18 protein-coding genes and 5 pseudogenes are annotated in these 21,726 nt (G+C 56.5%); 11 read left to right on the forward strand and 12 right to left on the reverse strand.

The window, feature by feature from the left end:
- Positions 1-147 precede the first annotated feature (147 nt).
- Positions 148-432: pseudogene (locus tag AB4Y34_RS37595) on the forward strand (DUF2837 family protein); the annotation flags it as partial.
- Positions 433-528: 96 nt separating this feature from the next.
- Positions 529-1,635, forward strand: coding sequence for an IS5 family transposase (locus tag AB4Y34_RS37600; protein WP_368718903.1), 1,107 nt, complete (start codon positions 529-531; stop codon positions 1,633-1,635).
- Positions 1,636-1,764: 129 nt separating this feature from the next.
- Here the strand turns inward: AB4Y34_RS37600 and AB4Y34_RS37605 are convergent, their stop codons facing one another.
- The 5 genes from AB4Y34_RS37605 to AB4Y34_RS37625 all read right to left on the reverse strand — a co-directional run bounded on the left by AB4Y34_RS37605 (position 1,765) and on the right by AB4Y34_RS37625 (position 5,685).
- A complete protein-coding gene (locus AB4Y34_RS37605; RefSeq protein WP_176369912.1) occupies positions 1,765-2,019 on the reverse strand; it encodes a porin in 255 nt (84 codons plus the stop codon).
- A 237-nt stretch (positions 2,020-2,256) separates the two neighbouring features.
- Complete coding sequence (locus AB4Y34_RS37610; protein ID WP_176369911.1) at positions 2,257-3,432, reverse strand: PLP-dependent aspartate aminotransferase family protein; 1,176 nt, start codon at positions 3,430-3,432, stop codon at positions 2,257-2,259.
- A 12-nt stretch (positions 3,433-3,444) separates the two neighbouring features.
- Entirely contained in the window at positions 3,445-4,167 is a 723-nt protein-coding gene (locus AB4Y34_RS37615) for an amino acid ABC transporter ATP-binding protein (protein WP_176369910.1), read from the reverse strand.
- Between the two features lie 86 nt (positions 4,168-4,253).
- On the reverse strand, positions 4,254-4,904 hold the full coding sequence (locus AB4Y34_RS37620) for an amino acid ABC transporter permease (RefSeq protein ID WP_176369909.1): 651 nt from the start codon (positions 4,902-4,904) through the stop codon (positions 4,254-4,256).
- Between the two features lie 13 nt (positions 4,905-4,917).
- Entirely contained in the window at positions 4,918-5,685 is a 768-nt protein-coding gene (locus tag AB4Y34_RS37625; protein WP_368718904.1) for a substrate-binding periplasmic protein, read from the reverse strand.
- Between the two features lie 192 nt (positions 5,686-5,877).
- On the opposite strand from AB4Y34_RS37625, the gene AB4Y34_RS37630 reads away from it, so the two are divergent.
- Together AB4Y34_RS37630 and AB4Y34_RS37635 are read left to right on the forward strand one after the other, a co-directional pair.
- Positions 5,878-7,068: a Xaa-Pro peptidase family protein gene (locus AB4Y34_RS37630; RefSeq protein ID WP_176369907.1), complete on the forward strand. Its 1,191-nt coding sequence runs from the start codon at positions 5,878-5,880 to the stop codon at positions 7,066-7,068.
- A gap of 60 nt (positions 7,069-7,128) precedes the next feature.
- On the forward strand, positions 7,129-7,887 hold the full coding sequence (locus AB4Y34_RS37635) for an IclR family transcriptional regulator (RefSeq protein WP_176369906.1): 759 nt from the start codon (positions 7,129-7,131) through the stop codon (positions 7,885-7,887).
- 127 nt (positions 7,888-8,014) lie between these two features.
- On the opposite strand, the gene AB4Y34_RS37640 is transcribed toward AB4Y34_RS37635, so the two are convergent.
- Both AB4Y34_RS37640 and AB4Y34_RS37645 read right to left on the reverse strand, forming a co-directional pair.
- Positions 8,015-8,821, reverse strand: a complete 807-nt coding sequence (locus AB4Y34_RS37640; RefSeq protein ID WP_368718905.1) for an IS5 family transposase — start codon at positions 8,819-8,821, stop codon at positions 8,015-8,017.
- A gap of 55 nt (positions 8,822-8,876) precedes the next feature.
- Positions 8,877-9,256: pseudogene (locus AB4Y34_RS37645) on the reverse strand (transposase); the annotation flags it as partial.
- A 26-nt stretch (positions 9,257-9,282) separates the two neighbouring features.
- Between AB4Y34_RS37645 and AB4Y34_RS37650 the strand changes: the two are divergent.
- Entirely contained in the window at positions 9,283-9,648 is a 366-nt protein-coding gene (locus AB4Y34_RS37650; RefSeq protein WP_368718906.1) for a transposase, read from the forward strand.
- Between the two features lie 141 nt (positions 9,649-9,789).
- On the opposite strand, the gene AB4Y34_RS37655 is transcribed toward AB4Y34_RS37650, so the two are convergent.
- The 4 genes and pseudogenes from AB4Y34_RS37655 to AB4Y34_RS37670 all read right to left on the reverse strand — a co-directional run bounded on the left by AB4Y34_RS37655 (position 9,790) and on the right by AB4Y34_RS37670 (position 13,862).
- Positions 9,790-10,098 carry a helix-turn-helix domain-containing protein gene (locus tag AB4Y34_RS37655; RefSeq protein WP_176369905.1) on the reverse strand — a complete coding sequence of 103 codons (309 nt, stop codon included), beginning with the start codon at positions 10,096-10,098 and terminating at the stop codon, positions 9,790-9,792.
- Positions 10,098-11,288 carry a M24 family metallopeptidase gene (locus AB4Y34_RS37660; RefSeq protein WP_368718907.1) on the reverse strand — a complete coding sequence of 397 codons (1,191 nt, stop codon included), beginning with the start codon at positions 11,286-11,288 and terminating at the stop codon, positions 10,098-10,100. The genes AB4Y34_RS37655 and AB4Y34_RS37660 overlap by 1 nt, the downstream gene beginning before the upstream one ends.
- Positions 11,289-11,523: 235 nt before the next feature.
- Positions 11,524-12,563, reverse strand: a pseudogene (locus tag AB4Y34_RS37665) (IS110 family transposase).
- A gap of 315 nt (positions 12,564-12,878) precedes the next feature.
- Positions 12,879-13,862: a DMT family transporter gene (locus AB4Y34_RS37670; RefSeq protein WP_176369903.1), complete on the reverse strand. Its 984-nt coding sequence runs from the start codon at positions 13,860-13,862 to the stop codon at positions 12,879-12,881.
- Positions 13,863-14,460: 598 nt separating this feature from the next.
- Here AB4Y34_RS37670 and AB4Y34_RS37675 point away from each other — a divergent pair.
- From AB4Y34_RS37675 to AB4Y34_RS37690, 4 genes and pseudogenes are all read left to right on the forward strand, one after another.
- A complete protein-coding gene (locus AB4Y34_RS37675) occupies positions 14,461-15,303 on the forward strand; it encodes an IS5 family transposase (RefSeq protein WP_368718908.1) in 843 nt (280 codons plus the stop codon).
- 775 nt (positions 15,304-16,078) lie between these two features.
- A pseudogene (locus AB4Y34_RS37680) lies at positions 16,079-16,299 on the forward strand (IS4 family transposase).
- 283 nt (positions 16,300-16,582) lie between these two features.
- Positions 16,583-17,683, forward strand: a complete 1,101-nt coding sequence (locus AB4Y34_RS37685) for an IS110 family transposase (protein WP_368718910.1) — start codon at positions 16,583-16,585, stop codon at positions 17,681-17,683.
- Positions 17,684-18,300: 617 nt separating this feature from the next.
- Complete coding sequence (locus tag AB4Y34_RS37690; protein WP_368718909.1) at positions 18,301-18,714, forward strand: ParB N-terminal domain-containing protein; 414 nt, start codon at positions 18,301-18,303, stop codon at positions 18,712-18,714.
- A 610-nt stretch (positions 18,715-19,324) separates the two neighbouring features.
- Here AB4Y34_RS37690 and AB4Y34_RS37695 read toward each other — a convergent pair.
- Positions 19,325-19,798, reverse strand: a pseudogene (locus tag AB4Y34_RS37695) (transposase); the annotation flags it as partial.
- A gap of 36 nt (positions 19,799-19,834) precedes the next feature.
- Here AB4Y34_RS37695 and AB4Y34_RS37700 point away from each other — a divergent pair.
- Complete coding sequence (locus tag AB4Y34_RS37700) at positions 19,835-20,839, forward strand: PLP-dependent cysteine synthase family protein (protein ID WP_176370045.1); 1,005 nt, start codon at positions 19,835-19,837, stop codon at positions 20,837-20,839.
- A 117-nt stretch (positions 20,840-20,956) separates the two neighbouring features.
- On the forward strand, positions 20,957-21,370 hold the full coding sequence (locus tag AB4Y34_RS37705) for a hypothetical protein (RefSeq protein WP_176370046.1): 414 nt from the start codon (positions 20,957-20,959) through the stop codon (positions 21,368-21,370).
- The last annotated feature ends 356 nt before the right edge of the window (positions 21,371-21,726 follow it).

The following is a 21,726-nucleotide window of genomic DNA, read 5'->3' on the forward strand; positions in this document are numbered from 1 at the left end:
CCCCCCCCCCCCCCCCCAGTAATGGGCATCCCTACCGCAATCCTCGGCCAGTTCCGGTCACACGATCAGTGAGCGAAGATCGCCGACAATCGGGCCGGAGGTGTACTCCGGTAGACTTCGGTTCTTGCCAACCTCGCGGCGACAAACATGGACACCCAGCTTTTGGTCATATGCGGGCTTACATTCGTAATCCATGTGATCGCGACGCTTGCGTATGCGGTGCGCATTGCTGGCGTTCGCACGCGCCGGATTGCCGTGTCATTTTCTCTATTCGGGATCATCGCCTTGGTTTCCCGGACGGCAAATTCCTTTCAGGGACCATTCATAGCGAAGCGGGTTGAGCTCGATATCGCTCATCACATGGAGCATGGGCTGCTCGGCGATTTTCGGCTTTTCCTGCTGACCGCCACTGTGGCAAGCACTGTCGGCGCGTTTCTAACAGGCTGTTGAAATACCTCCCGCGCACGTCATCCGTTCGGGAGGGGTAAACGTTGAAACGAAGAATCAGACAACACTGAGACTGAAGCGATGCGCGGAGCGGACGGCTATACCGAGTCGATGTTTACGATGTCCAGGCTGGATGACTTCGTTCCGGCCAATCACCCGTTGCGACCGATTCGGCTGTGGTTGAACGATGCGCTCACTCGCATGGATTCGGTCTTCTCGCGCATGTACGAGAGCGACGCCAAGGGCGGACGCCCAAGCATCGCGCCGGAGAAGCTGATTCGCGCACTGCTGTTGCAAGTGCTGTATTCGATTCGCAGCGAACGCATGCTGATGGAGCAAATCTCCTACAACATGCTGTTTCGCTGGTTCGTCGGACTGGCGATGGACGATGCGGTTTGGGACCACTCCACTTTCAGTAAGAACCGCGACCGACTGATGGCCCATGATGTCATGGTCAGTCTGTTCAATGAGACGGTCCAGACGGCACGCGTGCGTGGCCACCTGTCGGGAGAGCATTTCAGCGTCGACGGCACGCTCATTCAGGCCTGGGCGGGACACAAGAGCTTTGTGCCCAGGACGAAGTCGGATGACGACTCGCCGCCTGCCGGCGGTGCCAGCTCTCATGAGAACTGGCATGGTGAGAAGCGTAGCAACGACACGCATGAATCCAGCACGGACAGTCAGGCCCGGTTGTTTCGCAAGAGTCGTGGCACGGGCGCGATGCTTTGCTACATGGGTCACGTGCTGACTGATAACCGGCACGGCCTCGTGGTGAACGCACAGGTAACGCAGGCTAACGGCACAGCCGAGCGGGATACAGCGGCCGAAATGCTTGCGGACGCCGCGCGGTTTGCCGATACATCGATTACGGTAGGTGCTGACAAGAACTACGACACAGCCGGCTTCGTGGCAACGTGCCGCGCACACGGCGTGACGCCACATGTTGCGCAAAACGATGGCCGCGCGGGCGACTCTGCCATCGACGGGCGCACAACGCGCTGGCCCGGATACGCAGTCAGTCAGCGCAAGCGCAAATGCATCGAGCAGGTCTTTGGCTGGAGCAAGACGATCGGCAGGCTTCGGCAGGCGATGTTTCGGGGGCTGCAACGAGTTGACCAGCTGTTCCTGTTGACTCAGGCGGCCTACAACCTGACTCGCATGCGCACGCTCGCCGCCAAAGCGGCATAGGGGCGAAAGGCGGCGAGGAGATGGCATTGGTCCCACCTGAATGAAAGACTTCGAGTATCAAATCGACATCAACCAAACCGGCGCGACGCACTCATTGAAACGAAGCGCTGAGCGCCGGCGAGGTGTATTTCAACAGCCTGCTAAGGAGAAGCCACCTTCCACGGCAAACACCGCCGCCCATCCGCCCCCGAGGCCCTCATTTCCTTTCAATCCAAAACGGTTGAAATTCATCGCGCCGTCCATCAGCGCGTATTGATGTTTTCCGCCGTCGTTGGAATTGAACAAGAAAGCGTCGTCCACGACGCCGTAAAGTGTTACGCTGGATTGAGCATTACATGCCATTACAGAAAACCCAAGCACAGCTGCAGCGAAAATTTTATTCATCACATCCCCTCCGATTCCGATATCGCCATGTGACATATAAAGTCGATTCGCAACATTAGTTATACTAACTTAGTCGGATAAAACGAAATTATCAAGCAAATTAAATCGCATCGCCAAACCCAAGTTGGCGACGGCACAAAGGAAATTACTTATAGTAAAAAAATGCTCATAAAATCAGTCAATCCGACATTTAATAGGTTTTTACGCTACCATCAAAGTCATCAACACGAAAATTGACTAAAGGGCCGACAAAAATTGTTCGATATCGCGCCAAAGGTCGAGCGGACTTTCCAATCCGACGCTAAATCTCAAATACGTAGAATTGCAACTTCCCGCTCCAAAGCTACGTTGCCCATCGAGCGACATCGGTGCAACAAGGCTTCGCGTCCCTCCCCATGACGCGCCGATTGCGAACAATCCAAGACGACCCAGTGCCCGGTCGATTTGCGCCGTGTCTTGCATCTGCAGTTGGACAGAAAATACGCCGGTACTCCCTTGAAAGTCCCGCTTCCAATACTCGTGTCCGGGAGACTCCGGAAGCGCCGGGTGAATAACACGGGCAATTTCAGGTCGGTCCTTCAAGCGCAGTGCGAAATCCAGGGCGGTCGAACCGACGTGTGCCAGGCGCACTGACATGGTTTCAATGCCACGCAGCGCTAGAGAGCAGTCATCAGGCGATACACCAATGCCCAAATTTGCAAGTTGCTCTCTCACCTGCAGGTAAACACCCATCGACGCGAAGCTCAACGCTCCCAGCAAAAGATCGGAATGTCCGCCTACATACTTGGTCAACGCTTCAGCTACGACGTCCACACCTAGCGAAATCGGCTTGCAAAAAATCGACGTTGCCCATGTGTTGTCGCAACCGGTCAACGCACCACGTTCTTTCGCTATGCTTACGATTTCACGAATGTCACAGACTTCCATTGTTGTCGAACACGGAGCTTCTATCCATATCAGCTTTGTCCGTCCGACTCTAATAGAGCTACGCAGAGACTGCAGGTTCATCGGGTCATAGATGTCGAACGCGACTCCATAGCGCTGCAGGACCGCTTCCGCAAACTCCTTCACCGGCGGGTAGACGCTATCGGGAATCAGGACATGATCGCCGTGGGCCAATAGAGTCAACATGAGGACTGATATTGCGGCTTGCCCTGACGGAACAAGGACGGAACGAACGCCCCCTGCGAGTCGAGTCAGCTGTTCCTCGAGTGAACGGGTCGTCGGGGTCCCCATCAAGCCGTAGCTGTATCCATCCGGGAACTGAAGGGAACGATCGCGATAACTTTGTGCGTTTGGGAATACGATCGTGGACGCCCGATACACCGGCGTAGAAAAGCTCCGAAATCCCTCGGTGCTCGCGCCAGTCCTATGAACGCACAGAGTCGATTGTTCAAAAACATGATCTGCCATTTTTGCGCTACCTCACAGCACTTTTGAGAGAAATTCGCGCGTTCGTTCTTCACGCGGATTGCCAAGCACCTGGGCCGGCGGCCCAATTTCCAAGATTTTTCCGCCTTGCATAAACGCGACGCGCTTGCTTGCCTCACGGGCAAACCCCATTTCATGGGTAACAACAACCATCGTCATCCCATCGCGTGCGAGATTCCTGATGACGTCCAGCACCTCGCGTACCATCTCAGGGTCAAGCGCCGACGTCGGTTCGTCGAAGAGAAGTGCACGCGGCTTCATGGCCAACGCGCGGGCGATCGCGACGCGCTGCTTCTGCCCGCCGGACAGTTTTTGCGGCACTACACCGGCCTTCTCAATCAGGCCCACCTTAGCCAATAACTCCTCAGCTTCTTCCCTCGCCTGCAGCTTTGACATCCCCAGCAACCTGGTCGGTCCGAGAGTCACGTTCTCGAGTACCGTCATATTGCTGAACAAGTTGAAGTTCTGAAACACCATGCCGATCTTTCGACGCAATTTGTTTACGTCGTAACGCCTGCTTAGCACATCCTCGCCGTCGATATGTATGGTTCCTGTGTCCGGCGTTTCTAGTAAATTCAGACACCGAAGGAACGTTGATTTTCCAGATCCAGATGCACCGATTAAGGAAACCACTTCGCCCTCGGCGACTGACATGCCGACGCCATTGAGCACTTGAACTGATCCAAATGCTTTTCCGACACCGCTAGCTGAAATCATGGGGACACTTTCGGCTGCAACCTGGTCCCCGCTAGCACCCTGCTCGGATCGATCTCCGAGCTGAGAAAGAAGACGAATTGGCGCGTTCATCGAGAAACCTTTTGTTCGAGATAGCCAGTCATGCGTTCGGCTATGAGGTATATGACAAGATACATGCCGCCCACTATCGAGAGGACACGGATCATGTCAAAATTCTGCATGTAAATATTCTGGCCAGCGAGGGTGAGTTCCGTTACACCTATAACAGACAAAAGCGACGTGTTCTTGAGCGTGATGCTAAGCTGATTCGCCAAGTTGGGAATCATGGTTCGAAATGCTTGCGGGATAATGACCAGTCTCATGGTTTGCCAATGACCAAACCCGATTGCACGGCCAGCCTCCATTTGCGCTCGATCGACTGCCTGAATCCCTGAGCGAAAGACTTCGGCCAGAAACGCCGCCGTGTATAGCGCCATGGCAATTCCGCCAGCCATTGTTGCGGGTGTCCGAATTCCCGTCAACACGGGTAGACCAAAGTAAACTAGCAAAATCTGGACGAGCAGCGGCATGCCGCGGATGACGGTTCCATATGCTGCGGCAAGCGAAGCCGCTAAGCGGAACTTCGACATTTTCATAAACGCGAGAGGCAAACCTAGCACGCCCCCGAAAATCATCGATGTCGCGGTCAGAATTACGGTTAGCCTCAACCCCTCCCAAAGGGAGGGTAGGTAATCCCAAAGCCAATTCAAATCATTCATGACTAGCTGCGCCTCAGTTCATGTTGTAATTCTTAGCAATGGCATCCAATTCGCCGCTGGCTTTTAATTTTGCGATGCCACGGTTGACGATTGCGACCCACTTGCTGCCTTTCGGGAAGGCGAACGCGATACCTGTCGGATCTAGCACGGGACTCACGATCTTGATCGTAGGCTTGGCACCTTCGATTCGCAATTGATAGTTCACCAGTGCCGAGTCGTAGATCATCCCGGCCACGTCACCCGATCTCATCGCAAGCTGCATACTTGCCGGATCTTGGAGGATGCGCAGCGTGACGCCCCATTCAGCCGCGTGCTCACGCGCCACTTTCAGCGCGGCAGAGCCCTGTTCGCAAGCGATCGTTTTGCCCTTGAGTTCGGCAAGGCTCTTGATTCCACTGTTCACCGAAACTACGACGAGAGCACCTTCAACGAAATAAGGCGTCGAAAAGTCCACAATTGCCTGACGTTCCTTCGTAATGAAGATACCGCTTACGGCGATATCGAGTTGTCCAACCTGAAGTGCCGGAATCAAACCGTCGAATGCCATCTGCTGATAACGCATATCAAGGTTTTCTAGCCTCCCTACCCTCTGCAGGATGTCGTTGCTAATTCCAAGAAATTTGTCCCCTTGGATATACGAGAAAGGTGGCGCATCGGGCGCAGCTCCGACAGTCAACTTAGCGGTCGTCACGTTGCCGTCCGCCAGCACGGCCGCCGAATGCCCGAACACCGCAGCCGCGACGCACACGAACATCGCAGAACCAAGCCTCTTTTTCAACATCGATCTCCCAAGAAAGGTAAGTGACAGACCCACGTCCTGCGGCCCGCACGTTCCGAATATCGGTTCACTGTTCCGTTATTATCGATGCCGAATATGACCAACGTTATGGGGGTTAACGATCACGAACACGTGGTTTATTTTATCGCAACGTCGTTCCTATAATAGGTACGCGCCATTACAATGGGGAAGTCCATGAGCTTTGTCGATACTCTCGAGCAACACACCCTCAGCCTTGCCTTCTCGTGCAGGCAAAAACTTTTCTCAGCTGCGCCGGGACTTGACGTAATCGTCACTACGGACCCGGTCCACGTCGGTTACCTGACGGGCTACCGTAGCATCCTTCAGGACGCTGGTCCGTATGCACAGGCCGCGATCGCAACACGCGATCGGGTGGCCCTGATTACTGGCGCGAGTGATGCAGCTGCTGCCTTAGAGGAATTAGAAGACCCATCGTGCATCTGGCGATACGGCATCTTTTACGTCGGCGCAACGGCCAGAATGGCGGGCTATGCGGACATGCCGGCACCGGGTGACAATTTTTTCGATACGATCGTGTCCGCACTACGTAGCTTCGAAATCCGCGGCGGCCGCGTCGGCCTGGACACGCGCGACGAGAAATTGGCGCGGTCAATTTGGCAGCAATTCCCTCATGTGGCATTCCAGAACGGGGCGCCTTCTTTCAAGCGAGCGCGCGCAACGAAATTGCCAGGCGAACTCGCATTGCTGCGTCATGCCTCACATATCACTGACAAAGCGCTCGAATTCATCGTGCCGATGATTCGAGCTGGCGTCACGGAACTCGATATCTCAAGCGAAATTAACGGCGCTATCGTTCAAGGGGGAGGCATCCCGCGCTTCGTCGTAGTTACGTCCGGCGAGCGCAGCTCACGGGTTGATGCCTACGCCCGCGCCAAGCGCCTTGAGAACGGAGACCTTGTGCGCATGGACATTGGCTGCACCGTACAGGGATACTGTTCAGACATGGCCCGTACCCTGACGGTTGGGGACCCAAGCGATCAACAAGCCGAGCGCTACGCGGCACTGCTTGCCGGCGAACAGGCGCAAATTGCGGCCCTGAGACCAGGCGCATTGGCCAGCGACATTTACAAGATCGCTATCGACACTGTTCGGCACGGCGCGCTGCCGGATTACCAGAGGAGTCATTGTGGCCACGGCATCGGCTTGCATTCCCATGAATTTCCCCCCATCGCCCCAAATTCGAACGTCCTACTCGAACCCGGCATGGTCTTCTGCGTCGAAACCCCCTACTACGAACTCGGTTGGGGCGGCATGATGGTGGAAGATACGGCTATCATCACGGACGACGGACACGAGCTTTTGACCCATTCGACTCGGGAACTATGCCAAGATCGGGTAAAGTAGGGGCCCATTGCCCAACCTGACCATCCATAGGCCGTCAGGCTTTCGTATAGACAAGACCCAATGAAGAGTCAATCACTTGAGCGCGGCCTCGACGTCATGGAGCTACTCAATGCGTCGCAAGAGCCGATGGGGCCTCGAGAAATATCCCGTCGGCTCGGTTTAAGTCCGGCCATCGTTCAGCGTCTCCTCAACACCTTGACGGCAAAACATTATTTGAGGCGAGACCCTGTTACGCGTCGGTACAGTATCGGGTACCAGATGTTGAGTATGGGGGCGGCACTGATGGCGCGCGACACGTTGTTGTTGGAAACCCGTAGAGAACTCCAATTGCTGGCTGACAGCATGCGTATTGATGGTTATCTTGGCGTGCTTCAGGACAAAACCGCAATGTATCTGCTTTGTGTCGACGGCAAGGGACCGGTGACCGTCAGAGTACAACCCGGATCTCCTATTGGATTGCACAATACGGCCATCGGTAAGGCCATTCTTTCGTCCTTCCCAGACGATCGGGCCCTTGAACTGCTGCGGATAGAACCGCTGGAACAGAGCACCGCCAAGACGATTACCGACCCGGAAAAGCTTGTTGCGTCCTTGCATAAGATTCGGACCGACGGATATGCTCTGATCGAGGACGAACAGGTTATGGGGATCTCCTCAGTAGGCGCCCTCGTCGGGGACGTCAGCGGGCAGATGCGGACAGCAATCAGTGTCGCTTACTCGAAGCACTTCAGCCCTGAACTTGAACGACAAAACGTCATTGAGGCTGTTGTCACCGCAGCGAGTCGGATCACGCGCAATTGCGGGTTTCATTCTGGCTGAGACAGCCGACCATGATGCCGCCGAGAGCGGCTCCATGGCTGGAACTGCCCAACTCCGGCACAACGAATCCGACATCTCGACGTGGAAAGAGAAACAGCGACTACGTCGCTCCCGGTCTTAGAGGGTGTTAGGCACTTTTACTAAGGGTTGCAAAGTGAACAAGCATAAGCACGGAGAATACGACGAAGTGCAAGCCGGCCAGAGTTTCGGGCAGTCGCTCGTAGTCTCTTGCCAGTCGGCGGAAGCGGTTGAGCCAGCCGAAGCTGCGCTCGACCACCCAGCGGCGCGGCAACAGCACGAAGCCCTTTTTCGCCTCTGGCAACTTGATGACCTGAAGTTCAATCCCTTCGTCAAGCGCAGCCTGCGCGGGTTCTTCGCCGGTATATCCCTGATCCGCGAACGCCACTTTGACCGTCTGACCCGTGGCCTGCTGAACCTGACGCGCCAGTTCTCCAACCTGCGCGCGCTCCTGCTCGTTAGCCGGCGTCACATGCACCGCGAGAAGTTGTCCCAACGTATCCACCGCCATATGTACCTTGCTGCCTTTCTTGCGTTTGTACCCGTCGTAGCCTGCGCGTGCGCCGCTTTCGCACGTCGACTGCAGCGTACGGCCATCAAGGATGACCGCGCTGGGTTGACCACGGCGGTCTTGGGCGACCCGGATGATCGAACGCAAATCGTTCACCATGGCCTCGAAGCAGCCCGCCTGAATCCAGCGTTGCGTCTGCTGGTAGACCAGTTCCCATGGCGGAAAGTCATTGGGCAACAAACGCCATGGGGCGCCCGCACGTACGATCCAGCGCAGCGCGTTGAACATCTCGCGCAGTTCGTAGCGACGCTGCGGTGCGTCCTTGTTCATCAAAGTCAGGTACGGAGCGGCGAAAAACCACTCTTCATCCGATACATCTGTTGGGTAGGGCCTGCGTTTTTTCATTCCGCCAGGATACCAGGTCCAGCTCAAAGTGCCTAACACCCTCTAAGAGGCCAGTTCAAAAAGCCGACTGCGCTCGTTTGAATATATTCCAGCACACGAGCGAGCAAGCGAATTTGAGGAATGCTTCGTGAATGTCGCTACGGCGATCGAAGCGAATGCGAAGCCGACGAAAATTGTGGAGCCACGAGTGAGTTCGTTCTGCCACCCAGCGGAATTTCCCCAGACCACTGCCATGTGCAGTTCGACGCCGCGCGATTACTGGCCTGATGCCACGATCTCGCAAGCGCTGGCGATGTGCGTCGGAGTCGTAGCCGCGATCGCCGTAGATGACTTTTGGCTTGCGCAGTGGTCGGCCACGCGTGCCCCGGATCGGGGGATGGCATCGACCAACGGCAGCAACTGGGTGACGTCGTTACGGTTTGCGCCGGTCAGAATCACGCAACCGCAATGAATCGCCGCTGTTGCGCGAGGCGCTGCCCGGACTCACCGCAATGGCCCGCGCCATTGGCATGGACCTGCAAGGCTCAACCGTCAGTCTGGACGGCGTCTACGACTGCCGGGCCAACCGCAAGGCTATCTTCAATCGCGGCATGATCCCGAACATCCCGGAGAACCCGCGTGGGCGCAAAACACCGAAGCGCGGCCGCAAGCAGCGCTTTGATCCGGCCGTCTTCGAGGAGCGCTTCCGGATCATCGAGCGGCTCTTCGCTTGGGAAGACAAGTTTCGCCGCCTGCTGCTGCGCTTCGAGCGCCTGAGCCCGGTCCACTACGCATTCAAGACACTCGCCTACACGATGATCAACCTGCGGCACTATTGCCGCACCTGATCTCACGCCCAGGACTGGCGAAGCATCATCGGCGCTTTGCTCCGCGCCGCGATCGTGCTCGACCACCTGGTCCCTTCACCTTCGCATACCGAAACATATCGTCGCATCTTCAGCATGCCGTGCCCGACATCGATTTGCGCCTCAGGTTTGTTCGTCTGCTCCGTGCATAGTCACCGTCGAAACTAGCAACCAGTTGCCAGTACTGTACCGCCTGGTCACAGGGTCTCGCCGCAAATAGTGCTTTTCCGTCAGCGTGTTGAGCAGACGTTGAACGATCGCCGGATTTAGCCCGAGCTGACGCGATATCTCACGCGGACCCAAGGGTTCCTGCGACGCATTGAGCAACTCCATTACGTCGAGGCCTCGTTCAAGTGACTGGCTCTTCATTGAGATCTTGTCTATACGAAGGTCGATGGCCTGCAAACAGCCGGTGTGAGTCTGCTGGGCCATTACTTTACCTGATAGAGCTCCCGCGATGAACAGGTCAGCAGTTCGTGCCCGTCGTCCGTAATGATAGCTGTATCTTCAACCATCATGCCGCCCCAACCGAGCTCGTAGTACGGAGTCTCTACACAGAACACCATGCCGGACTCGAGCAGTACGTCGGAGTCGGGAGCGATCGACGGAAATTCATGGGATTGCAAGCCGATACCGTGTCCGCAGTGATTCCGCTGATATTCTGGCAAAGCGCCTTTGCGAACGGCATCAATAGCGATGTTGAAAATTTCGCTAACCAACGCTCCTGGTCGCAATGCAGCAATCTGTGCCTGTTCGCCCGCCAGCAACGCCGCGTAGCGCTCAGCCTGTTCGTGAGACGGGGCGCCGACAGTCAGCGTGCGCGCCATGTCCGAGCAATACCCATTTACTGTACAACCGATGTCCATGCGCAAGAGATCCCCGGCTTCGAGGCGCTTGTTGCGAGCATAGGCGTCAACGCGGGAACTGCGCTCGCCTGAAGTCACCACGACGAAGCGCGGGATGCCCCCCCCTCGAACGATAGTACCGGTGATTTGCTGTGCAATATCGAGCTCAGTGACACCCGCGTGGACCATCGGCACGACGGATTCGAGTGCCTTGTCAGTAATGTGTGACGCATGGCGAAGAAAGGCGAGCTCGGCTGGCAACTTCGTCGCGCGCGCGCGCTTCAGCGACGGTGCCCCGTTCTGGAAGGCTGCCTGTGGGAACTGCTGCCAGATTACCCGCGTCAACCTTTCGTCCCGCGTATCGAGGCCGGCTCGTACCCCACGGAGATCAAAGCTTCGCAAGGCGGACACCACCGTATCGACGTAATTTTCGCCTTGCGCGGGCATGTCTGCATAGCTCGCGACTCCTGCCGTTGCGCCCACATAGAAGGTGCCATATCGCCAGATGCAGGAGGCGTCATCCAATTGCTCGAGAGCGGCAGCTGCGTCGCTCGCGCCCGTAATCAGGACCATTCGATCGCGTGTGGCGATCGCTGCCTGCGCATACGGTCCGGCATCTTGGAGGATACTTCGATAGCCTGTCAGGTATCCCACGTGAACGGGGTCCATGGTGATGATCACGTCAAGCTCTGGCGCGGTCGAGAAGAATTTCGCCCTGCAGGCTGCGGCCAGGTCGGCGGTTTGTTGCTCAAGAAGCGCCAGGTCAGCGTAGCTCATCGGTTCCTCCAGTTAGCAGGTTGCGGAAATACACCACAGCGGAAGCGGCGCTCTTGGATTTATGCGCTCGCCGGTCGCAAACTTTCGCATTGTGCAATCCCAACGCGAATTCAATGTTATTTCGACGCCTTGAGGCCGACTTCTGGCCTCCGTTGCCACGCCTTCAGCCATTTATGAGCGGCTTTGTGCCAGTGCTCACTCGATTGCTGCGCAACTCTTCGACGTTCACCCTGCGTTAACGTTTATCTTCTATCTCGCTTGGCCCATTCACGCTTACGTGGCCCCGTTGGTACGGCCGGTCATGGGCGAGCACAGCCCAGATCGTCCGCGCCATTTTGTTGGCCAGCGCGACGACCACGACATTCGTTGGTCGCGTTTCTTCATCTGCTCGACCCACTCACCGGGCTCCTTCGCATGCGTCAACACGCTGCGCGCACCATGGATGAGTAGCGTGCGCAGATATGTATCGCCACGCCCGCTGATGCCGTGCAAGTCCACCTTGCCGCCCGAGCCGGTCTGCTTGGGCGCCAGGCCTGCCCATGCGGCAAACTCACGCCCTGAACTGAAAGCTTTTGGGTTGCCCATCATGCCACCGCCGCTGTAGCTGTGAGCAATCCCACGCCGGGTATCTCGCTGATCGCCTTCAGCGCTGGGTCTTCCTTCTTCCATTCGCGCATCCGGCGCTCGATCTCGACGACCTGCTCGTCGAGCTTCGCCAAGCCGTTCCATTGCTCGCGCAAGGTATCGATCAGCACCGCTCATAGTCGCTCCGATATCCGAGCAAGCGCCGCCGGCATTTCCTTAACAAGCTTTGCTCGTCCCTTGCTCATCACCTCTCCATATTCGCTCAGCAGCCCGCGCAGTCCGTTGATCTGCATCGTGCGAAACTTCACCAACTGCTCGCGCATCCGGTGCAGCGCTAGCATCGCCTGCTGCATCTCGGTCTTTACCGCCACCGGCTTGCCCGGCTGCTGCACCGCTAGCCAGACCGCGCGGGCGTTCCGCCGCATCGTTCTTGTTTCGGATGTTGAACGCCTTCACGAACTCGGCCGGCATCAGCCTCACCTCGTGCCCCATCTGCGTCAGTTGCCGAGCCCAGTGATGCGCGCCGCCACAAGCCTCCATCCCAATCAGACACGGCGCTCGGTTGGCGAACTGCTCGAGGAACTTGGCACGCTTGATCGGCTTGTTCACGATCTCTCCGGTTGTCTGATCGACGTATTGCACGTGAAAAACTTGCTTGGCGATATCGACGCCCACGGCCATACTGTTCATCCCGGATCCTCCGGTTGCCGGGAAATGCCTGCATCTTCCACCTGGGCACATCGATACCGCGGGCCCGCGAGGATCCACCTTCCTTTGCTTTCACGTTCACGGGTGGGACGCGTTCATCATTTGATCATAGAACACCACAATTCAATGCAAAGTTACTTCTCCGACGGAACACTAGCATTACATTTTCCAAAGAGGTCAGGGATGGACGATCCTGCATCTGCAAATCCGCAGTCGTCTTCAGCTCACAGCAAACTAGTTTCAATGGAGGCATTGGCCCCCAAAGTCATACCATCGATTCAACATTGGCTTTGTCGGCTAACTACGTCCCTCCTCCCCGGAAAGGTCGCAAACTGGCGCACGAACAGTGGGCTCGGGTCGCTCCGCACCGCTTTCGCGTCGGACCTTTGCCCGGCTATCTCCTGCAACCGCACAGATGCACGCGACGACTACGCAGAACGATCCCACGACTTGCAAAGCGCTCAAGGGCTGTCCAAGTACAACGAAACCAATTGCCGCCGCTACTGCAGGCTCGGCACTCATTAGAGTGCCAAAGGCGGATGCACTCATCCGACGCAGTGCGCTCAACTCAAGGACGTACGGGAGGAGCGGCATCAGAACGGCAAGGTATGCGGCGGAAAGGAGTTGTCTTTCGGGGACGTGGCCGCCACTTTGTTCGAGCCCAAACGGTGTTAGGATCAGCGAGGCTACGGACAGCGATAAGGTTATGCCTTGGAGCCCATCGAACATCGAGCCAATACGCTTCATCAACAGAATGTAGGCCGCCCAGCCGATCGCCGATCCAATCGGAAAAATTAGTGTGGCCGGCGTTGTCACCCATATGCCATTCCGTCGCGCGAGTAGCAACAAGCCCGTCATCGCTAGTACAGGCCACACCAACATTGCAGGTCTGCGCACGCAGAACGTCGAGATTCCAAGTGGGCCGAGAAAATTGATCGCAATCGCGAATCCGAGCGGCATACGGCGTACCGCTTCGGAGAGGCAAAGAGTCGAGTACGCCGCGGTACCACCAAGTGCGATGACACTCATCCACTGCTGCCGCGAGTAAGTGTGGACCGGCGGCCGCACGATGGCTAGGAGCAGGCTCGCCGCAAAGCAAAGACGCAACCAAGACATGCTGGCGGTGCCATATTCCATAATGTGGGGTAGCGATAGCGCAGTGCCAAGTTGCATACTACACATTGATGCGATAGCAAGCAGTGCCGCGACAGCGCTAGAAAATGAGGTGGATTTGCGCCGAACCCAACGCCTTAGCTGCTCTCTCTTCAATTCGTCGCCCATTCAATGAGTTCCTTTAAATGCCTCCCGCGTACGATGCCGCGGTCTAGGCACGTCCAAGCCCCGCCCGCATTCAAATTCGCTTGGCGAGCATCGGTGCTGCATCGAAATCCCAGCATCCTCCTTGCGGAGAGTCGCGCCGTCATGGTTAATGTCGTAGACGTTCGATACCGAATCGGCGGTACTCCGCGACGCGGCGTTCCTCTCGATTTCGACAGTGAGTACTACGATGTGATGACACCCATTAGCGGGCTCGTGTCAACCGAGTACGCAATGCCCACGGCTGTCAGCAGCCGGGTTCCTGTTCCACACCTGATTGCAGAAGCTGAGCGCGCCCGTTTCTTCATTTCCTGGCTGCGACGGATCGCGCCAGACACCCATCAGGATCTAGCGATCGGCTTAGTGCGGTTGCAGTCGCCCTGGTGGCTCCGCCACCCCAGAAGAACTTTGGTGCCGCAATGCGTCCATGGGGTTCGCACAAGTGCAAGGGCTGCCGGGTTGTCGGCGCCAATCCACAGCTGGCTCGCAGTGCGGGCGATCCGCCTTTACTGCATATCAGAGGGTGTTAGGCACTTTATGTCGGACCTCGTATCCTGGCGGAATGAAAAAACGCAGGCCTTACCCAACGGATGTATCGGATGAAGAGTGGTACTTCGCCGCTCCGTACCTGACCTTGATGAACAAGGACGCACCACAGCGCCGCTACGAACTGCGCGAGATGTTCAACGCGCTGCGCTGGATCGTACGTGCCGGTGCCCCGTGGCGTTTGTTGCCCAATGATTTTCCGCCGTGGGAACTGGTCTACCAGCAGACGCAACGCTGGATTCAGGCGGGCTGCTTCGAGGCCATGGTGAGCGATTTGCGTTCGATCCTCCGGGTCGCCCAGGACCGCCGTGGTCAACCCAGCGCGGTCATCCTCGATGGCCGTACGCTGCAGTCGACCTGCGAAAGCGGCGCACGCGCAGGCTACGACGGATACAAACGCAAGAAAGGCAGCAAGGTACATATGGCGGTGGACACGTTGGGACAACTGCTCGCGGTGCATGTGACGCCGGCCAACGAGCAGGAGCGCGCGCAGGTTGGAGAACTGGCGCGTCAGGTCCAGCAGGCTACAGGACAGACGGTCAAGGTGGCGTTCGCGGATCAGGGATATACCGGCGAAGAGCCCGCCCAGGCGGCGCTTGACGAAGGGATTGAACTTCAGGTCATCAAGCTGCCGGAGGCGAAAAAGGGCTTCGTGCTGTTGCCGCGCCGCTGGGTGGTCGAGCGCAGCTTCGGCTGGCTCAACCGCTTCCGCCGACTCGCAAGAGACTACGAGCGATTGCCCGAAACTCTGGCTGGCTTGCACTTCGTCGTCTTCTCCGTGCTTATGCTTGTTCACTTTGCAACCCTTAGCAAAAGTGCCTTCTATGAGCAGTCGTTTGTCAAGCCCTTATCGAGCTAACCTCTCGACTGATGTGTAAGTCCTTCCGCTGCATCACAGAACGAACGGTTTGTATTGCCAGTCAGCCGCGATGGTCTGAAGCCGGTTCTTGCGCTCGTGAGACTTGACGTCTCACCACCTTCTATCCGCTGGCTTGATACCAGCCTCATCCTGCATGCGCGTTACGCCGTATTCAACATCGGGAACATGCCCCATCTAACGAGTCGGTTGCGTGGAGCAACCCGGCACTTTTACGGGCATGTTCACTTCAGACTGTATTCGCTTGTTCCCGCGTTACAGATTTATCGCTCCCTCTACTGATCTACGGTGCTTCAACCATGCTCCTTCTGGAACTACGCACCAGCGACGGCGCCGCAAAAACCATGCCGGACGGGACAGGGGAAGCGCGGAGCGGAAACGCGGGTTCAGCCGAAGGTACATATAAGCGTCATTCGCGACAATTCGTACATGACATGCATGAAAGACGACGTCGCGCAGTACAAGGAATGTGCATTGGCGACTGTGTGGCATCAAGAGCGACGCGCTTCACAGGCCAATAGAAGGCGAAGGCACGAAAGCTGCTTACCAAAATAGGCCGCTGCGCTCGACGACTTCCAACAAAAATCCTCGTTCGACTTCACGTATTCTGCGACCGCCGCACGATGCGTACTGTGACGATCCTTTTGAGCAAAGCACGGAAAAGGCCCTGAAGGCATAAGAGTCGCTTAGCACAGATGGAGCGCGTGGAGAAGGACTTGTGCTGTATATGGTGGTGTCCTGGCGTATCGCACGGCTTATGCGGCTGGCTAGGACCTGCGCGCAACTGGATGCTTCGCTGTTCTTTGATGCTGACGAGTTACACGGTGCTCACGTCCTATCAAAGAAACCCTGCCCGAAAAAGCCACCGACGCTTAACGAGATGATTCGGATGATCGCGTCACTGGGTGGTTCCTTGGGCGCAAGGGCGATGGTGAACCCGGCGCGAAGACACTGTGGATTGGCATCAGCGTGTCATGAACGCCGTGACCATCATCCAGATCCTGCGCGAAGGGTACGACACTGCTGTATAACCTTTTCATGATTTAGATCGGCGTCGCCCCCAAGCATGAAAGCTCCGCAAGGCAGAGAATCAACGGTGGTGCACAGGACACCAAAGAACGCAATCTCATTGGTGCCCCGACCCCGTGTATAGCTAGGCCTAACCGAACTGGCCCGCACCCCCAACAGTTGCGCGGCGCGTCGCCGCAGCACGAACGGTAAAGAGACCCAGGCTGATTGAGTCTGAGGCGTTTTCCAGTTCATCGATGTCCATAAGATGCTGCACGTTGTCACAGCCGTCATTGAACACCCCGACGGCACCATCGCACAGCAGAGCCGTGAATTCGGCGGTTTCAAGCGTGATTACCATGCGCTCACGAACTGGCTTCTTGATCTGCATGTCGAACTGGTTGTCATGGAAAGCACGGACATCTACTGCAAAAGCATCTATGCCCATCTGGAACGCGCCGGCATCCAGGCCTGGGTCGTCAATGCGCATTTCGTCAAGCATGTACCGGGCAGAAAAAGGGACATGAACGATTCCCAGTGGCTGGCTGTGCTGGCGCGCTTCGGGCTGGTGCGTGCCAGCTTCATCCCGCCTCAGGATTTGCGCGAACTGCGCCTGGTGTTCCGTTACCGGCGCAAGCTTTCTGCCATGCGTGCCAGCGAAATTAACCGGCTACACAAAATCCTCGACGACGGCGGAATCAAACTTCGCGGCGTCGTCAGCGACATCAACGGCTTGTCGGCACGCGCGATGGTGACCGGCCTGATAGAGGGCAAATCGATTCCCGCGCTGCTTGATATGGCCCGCGGCTGGCTCAAAGTCAGACGGGAGGACCTGCAAGCCGCACTCGATGGCGATCCGAGCGCGCGGCACCGATTCATTCTCGAACACATTCATTGGCATATCGAAATACTCGAACGTAGTCTGGCCCAAATCGATGCCTATATCCTTGCCGCCATGGCCCCCTACCAATGGGCGCATCGCCTGCTCCAAACCATACCTGGCATCGACCAGATCGTGAGCGCCCTGATTCTGATCGAAATTGGTGACGACATGACGCGCTTTGGTAATGCAGACCGTATCGCGGCTTGGGCAGCACTTTGTCCCGCCAATAACGAATCCGTCGGAAAACGCAAGTCAGGCCGAATCGGAAAAGGCGGTTCGGTCATCCGCTACATCATGTGTGAATGTGCCAACTCAGCATGGAAGACCAAGAGTTCGCTGGCGTCCAAATACAAAAGTCTGATGGTGCGCAAGACACACAAAAAAGGGCATCATCGCCTTGGCTCACAAGATGATACGGCTGATCTTCCTCCTCTTGACACGCAAAACTGCGTATCACGACTCGCAGATTGACTATGCGACCATCAGTGCCAAGAAAAACGCACCGCGCTGGATCAAACAACTGAAGGTCATAGGCCAATGGCCCGATAACGCATCCACGCCTGCCGCCACGTAGAGATCGCCACAACGAGGGGCCGGGCCTGGCGACATGGCCAAACTCGGCGCAACGCGAGCGGGAATACCTTTGCGCCCGCGCTAGCCAGCTTTCAGGGTAACGGGATGGGCTTGGCTCGCTATGCAAGATTTTCCAAGTGGAAAAGGGGTTCAACATGATCTACGCGCAAATGCGTTGGCCGTATGCGGAAAATTTTTGAGCTGATCTCTACACTGTTCGCCCAAAAACGAATAGATGCTCGACTGGCCTGCGGGATCGTTCAATCGCGTTGCGGCAGGGTTCGACTTCCTCGCGGCTCGCTTCCGAAACGCTCGGACCTGGCGCTATGCGAAACTGATCACAATCGGAGAAGGTAGTCGAGTGCCAATCGGCGTTAAAAAAGACAGTTTTCAGACAATGTCGGACACGCGACGCTACTATCAAGGACCGCCGGTTGAATTATATGGACCTCGTCGGATGGCACGATGTATGCATTGCCCTACTCTAGGGGAAACGCCGATATTAGGAGAAGCCCGTGTCATCCTCGAAAGCTATCGGAACTTACACGCTCGACATACTTCCGGTAAGTCAACTTCGTCCAAGTGAGAAGATCAACGTGCCACGCGCACGGACGCTAGGTAAATCAATCGCGGAAACTGGACAGTGGACCACACCTATTCTAGTAGAGCGCCGCCATTTCATTATTATGGACGGCCATCATCGCTATTTCTGTGCCAGGGAGCTAGACCTGTCGTTTGTTCCGTGTATTTTGCTTTCCTATGATGATCCAAACTTGAATGTCACATACTGGGATAATCCTACCCAAGTGGATATCGATCGCATCATCCACGCTGGTCTTTCTGGAAATTTAATGAGTTTCAAGACCACTCGACATACGTTGAATGGCACTTTGCCGAGTTGTGCGATCGCGCTCAATGACCTGAGGTAAAGCGCTGTCCCAGACTTCATAGCCTCGGCTTGGAGGGCGCAATATCTTTATTGAGAAATTTGGTGCACGATCTTCTGAATAGTCGATTCGAACTGTATGGCTTGGATAGACAGATCCATAGCGGAATTTACTACCGTGCGGACCAACCAAGTCAGGACAAGCCAACTTCAATGGCGGGATAACGCGCATAAGGTCGCTGTTTATCGTCCCGCTTGGGTGGCGGGGCTTGCAGGTGTTATCCGTTCGTCTGACTGCGCTGAATGCGCCGAAAGCCAGCGCACAGGTCGTTGCCTCACTGAAAGGCCTTGTGTATTCGGGTCCTTCTTGAGGGTATGGAGTTGACTGACCACATTGCGCTGTGACAAGGCGGACAAGCGGGAAGCCAAGAGGCGGGGAGTAGTCGATGCCGGAGATCGTTCTCCTCACCGCATGCATTTTTTGAGTGACATGCGCCGGGAAAATATTGGAAGGATATTTCGGAGCGGAGATGGCGAATGGTCTTTGCATTGTTATAGAACCTGTAGAAGGAAGTCGAAAGATCGTTCAACCGATTGCCTCTTCGCGCATCTCTAGCGTGTTCGGCACGGTTCGTCAGGTTAGCGAAATGAACCAGAATCAGTACGGACAAGACCACAAAGTGCAGCCCGGCGAGGATCTCTGGCAAGCGCTCGTAGTCTCGCGCAAGCCGCAGAAAGCGGTTCAGCTAGCCGAAGCTGCGCTCCACTACCCAGCGCCGTGGCAACAGAACAAAGACTTTCTTCGCCTCTGCCAACTCGATTACCTGAAGCTCGACTCCCTCATCAAGCGCTGCCTACGCGGGCTCCTCACCGGAATATCCCTGATCGGCGAACGCCACCTTGACCGCCTGGCCCATCGCCTGCTGAACCTGACGCGCCAGTTCCCCGACCTGCGCGAACTCCTGTTCGTTGGCCGGCGTCACATGCACAGCGAGCAATTGTCCCAATGTATCAACTGTCACCTGAACTTTGCTGCGTTGTTTGCGCTTCTAACCGTCGTAACCTGCGCGAGGTCCACTCTCGCAGGTCGACTGCAGCGTGCGCCCGTCGAGAATGACAGCGCTGGGATAGCGCGTAACTTCTGCGAGATTGGGAGTAAATAGATGATCGTCAATAGCATACTGGATACCATCGGGAATACGCCCCTGCTCAAAATTCCTTTGCGCGGTGAGGAAGTTACCATTTATCTCAAGCTGGAGATGCTCAATCCGTCTGGATCAATGAAGGACCGGATGGCATTGAGTATGCTAAATCATCGTCCGCGTGCATTGAATAAAGATTCGGCTGATATAGTCGAATCTTCTTCTGGCAATACGGCTAGCGCATTGGCGATGATTTCAGCTGTGCGAAGAATAAACTTCACAGCTCTCATGGACTCCCACGCAAGCCTTGATAAAATTCGCACTGTTCGTGCGTTCGGAAGCAATGTCCAAATCGTTGGCGGCGGAGACGGTGTTTTAGCGACTGATATACGGGACCGAGAAGCAATGCGAATTTCTTGTGAAGAAGGCGCCTATTGGACTGAACAGCACAACAATCCCGCAAATGCAGCCGGTTACGCTGGACTTGCTGCAGAATTGCTTGACGACCTGGGCCCAACAATTACGCATCTTGTTTGCGCTATCGGTACCGGTGGGTCACTATGTGGTTCTGCACGCCAGTTGCGGACGCGTATTCCTGAGCTCCAAGTGATCGGGGTTGAGCCCGCCGGAAGCATTATCTTCGGCGGTGAAGGTCGAGATTACCTCCAGTCGGGGACTGGCACGCCTGAAGGTGCTGAAGTGGGGCTGGCCATTGACTACGGTGTAATAGATTCGGGCCGCAAAGTGAGCGACCGCATGGCCTTTTCGACATGCCATTATCTCGCCCAGCGGCACGGCTTACTGGTTGGCGGATCAACGGGCGGGGCGGTCTACGAGGCGTTCAGTGTGGCTCGACGCGCACCGGTTGGATCGCGCATCGTAACAATAGTCTGTGACAGTGGTACCAAGTACTTGGACACCGTTTTCAACCAAGACTGGTTGTCGATCCATGGGATACAAATTATCGATATTGAAGAGCATTTCAAGGGGCTCATTGCGGACGCCCCCAGACGGCCTCAAATCTGAAGCGCACCACCGTTTGATATACGGTGGCGCGATAACACGTATCCGTCAGCGCATCCCGTCTTGAATGCACGTAAGCGCGGTGCGAAGGTGATGCCATCGTAACGACGGAGCAATGTGATGGACGACGCAACGGGAGAGGCCGTACCGACGGGCGCACGACGCCCCCGGCAAGGCGAAGCATTCTGGCGCGAGATGGTCATGGCGTGGACCACAAGCGGACTGGGCCTTCGACGTTTCTGTCGTGAGCAGGGGCTCGCCGTCAGTACCTTCGGCCTGTGGCGCAAGAAGCTCTCAAGCGAGCCACGTGCAGAGGTGCACCCGCTCGCGGTCACACCAGACGCGGCATTTATCGTTTCCCATCCGGACGCCGCGCCAGCCACTCCTGCTCCACCGTCGACGGCGGACGCTTTGTCGTCTTCGCGTGACCGGGTGACGTTGTCGCTCGCCGGTGTTCGCATCGAGCTGACCGGTGCTCATGTCGAGCGCATCGTGCGTTTCGTGCTGGGACAGCTCGGCGGTAGCCGGTGCTGATCGCCCATCAAGAAGCAGATCGCAGCCGCAACCGTGATCGGGGTAATGCTTGCACTTGTATGCCTGCTCTGGGAACAGCAGTCGTTTGCTGCGCTTCACAAACATGCTACGCGCGGACCAGCCAATAGTCTGTCGCCATTCGACCGGCAACTTCGTCGCGCCTGACTGCCGAGATTTTCTTTACCCCGACCGGGCAGACCTCCCGGTTGGGGAGGTCTGCCCGGCATCCCCTAGCAGGCTGTTGAATTTGGGTCCCGTGTAAACGGGGTTTGAGGGACGGGCGTTATGGATATCGTGTTCATGATCTTTGGCAGCGGATGCGATGCGCGGAATGGATGAGATGCAGGAACCCCTGT

Origin of the sequence: Paraburkholderia sp. BR10954, from assembly GCF_040965775.1 — a bacterium.
GTDB lineage: Bacteria > Pseudomonadota > Gammaproteobacteria > Burkholderiales > Burkholderiaceae > Paraburkholderia > Paraburkholderia youngii.

Coding starts and splice junctions, on each gene's coding strand:
- AB4Y34_RS37660 (WP_368718907.1), bottom strand. CDS start 11,288: ATGAGCTACGCTGACCTGGCGCTTCTTGAGCAACAAACCGCCGACCTG.
- AB4Y34_RS37610 (WP_176369911.1), bottom strand. CDS start 3,432: ATGGCAGATCATGTTTTTGAACAATCGACTCTGTGCGTTCATAGGACT.
- AB4Y34_RS37655 (WP_176369905.1), bottom strand. CDS start 10,098: ATGGCCCAGCAGACTCACACCGGCTGTTTGCAGGCCATCGACCTTCGT.
- AB4Y34_RS37600 (WP_368718903.1), top strand. CDS start 529: ATGCGCGGAGCGGACGGCTATACCGAGTCGATGTTTACGATGTCCAGG.
- AB4Y34_RS37640 (WP_368718905.1), bottom strand. CDS start 8,821: ATGAAAAAACGCAGGCCCTACCCAACAGATGTATCGGATGAAGAGTGG.
- AB4Y34_RS37675 (WP_368718908.1), top strand. CDS start 14,461: ATGAAAAAACGCAGGCCTTACCCAACGGATGTATCGGATGAAGAGTGG.
- AB4Y34_RS37625 (WP_368718904.1), bottom strand. CDS start 5,685: ATGTTGAAAAAGAGGCTTGGTTCTGCGATGTTCGTGTGCGTCGCGGCT.
- AB4Y34_RS37630 (WP_176369907.1), top strand. CDS start 5,878: ATGAGCTTTGTCGATACTCTCGAGCAACACACCCTCAGCCTTGCCTTC.
- AB4Y34_RS37615 (WP_176369910.1), bottom strand. CDS start 4,167: ATGATTTCAGCTAGCGGTGTCGGAAAAGCATTTGGATCAGTTCAAGTG.
- AB4Y34_RS37635 (WP_176369906.1), top strand. CDS start 7,129: ATGAAGAGTCAATCACTTGAGCGCGGCCTCGACGTCATGGAGCTACTC.
- AB4Y34_RS37605 (WP_176369912.1), bottom strand. CDS start 2,019: ATGAATAAAATTTTCGCTGCAGCTGTGCTTGGGTTTTCTGTAATGGCA.
- AB4Y34_RS37700 (WP_176370045.1), top strand. CDS start 19,835: ATGATCGTCAATAGCATACTGGATACCATCGGGAATACGCCCCTGCTC.
- AB4Y34_RS37705 (WP_176370046.1), top strand. CDS start 20,957: ATGGACGACGCAACGGGAGAGGCCGTACCGACGGGCGCACGACGCCCC.
- AB4Y34_RS37620 (WP_176369909.1), bottom strand. CDS start 4,904: ATGAATGATTTGAATTGGCTTTGGGATTACCTACCCTCCCTTTGGGAG.
- AB4Y34_RS37670 (WP_176369903.1), bottom strand. CDS start 13,862: ATGGGCGACGAATTGAAGAGAGAGCAGCTAAGGCGTTGGGTTCGGCGC.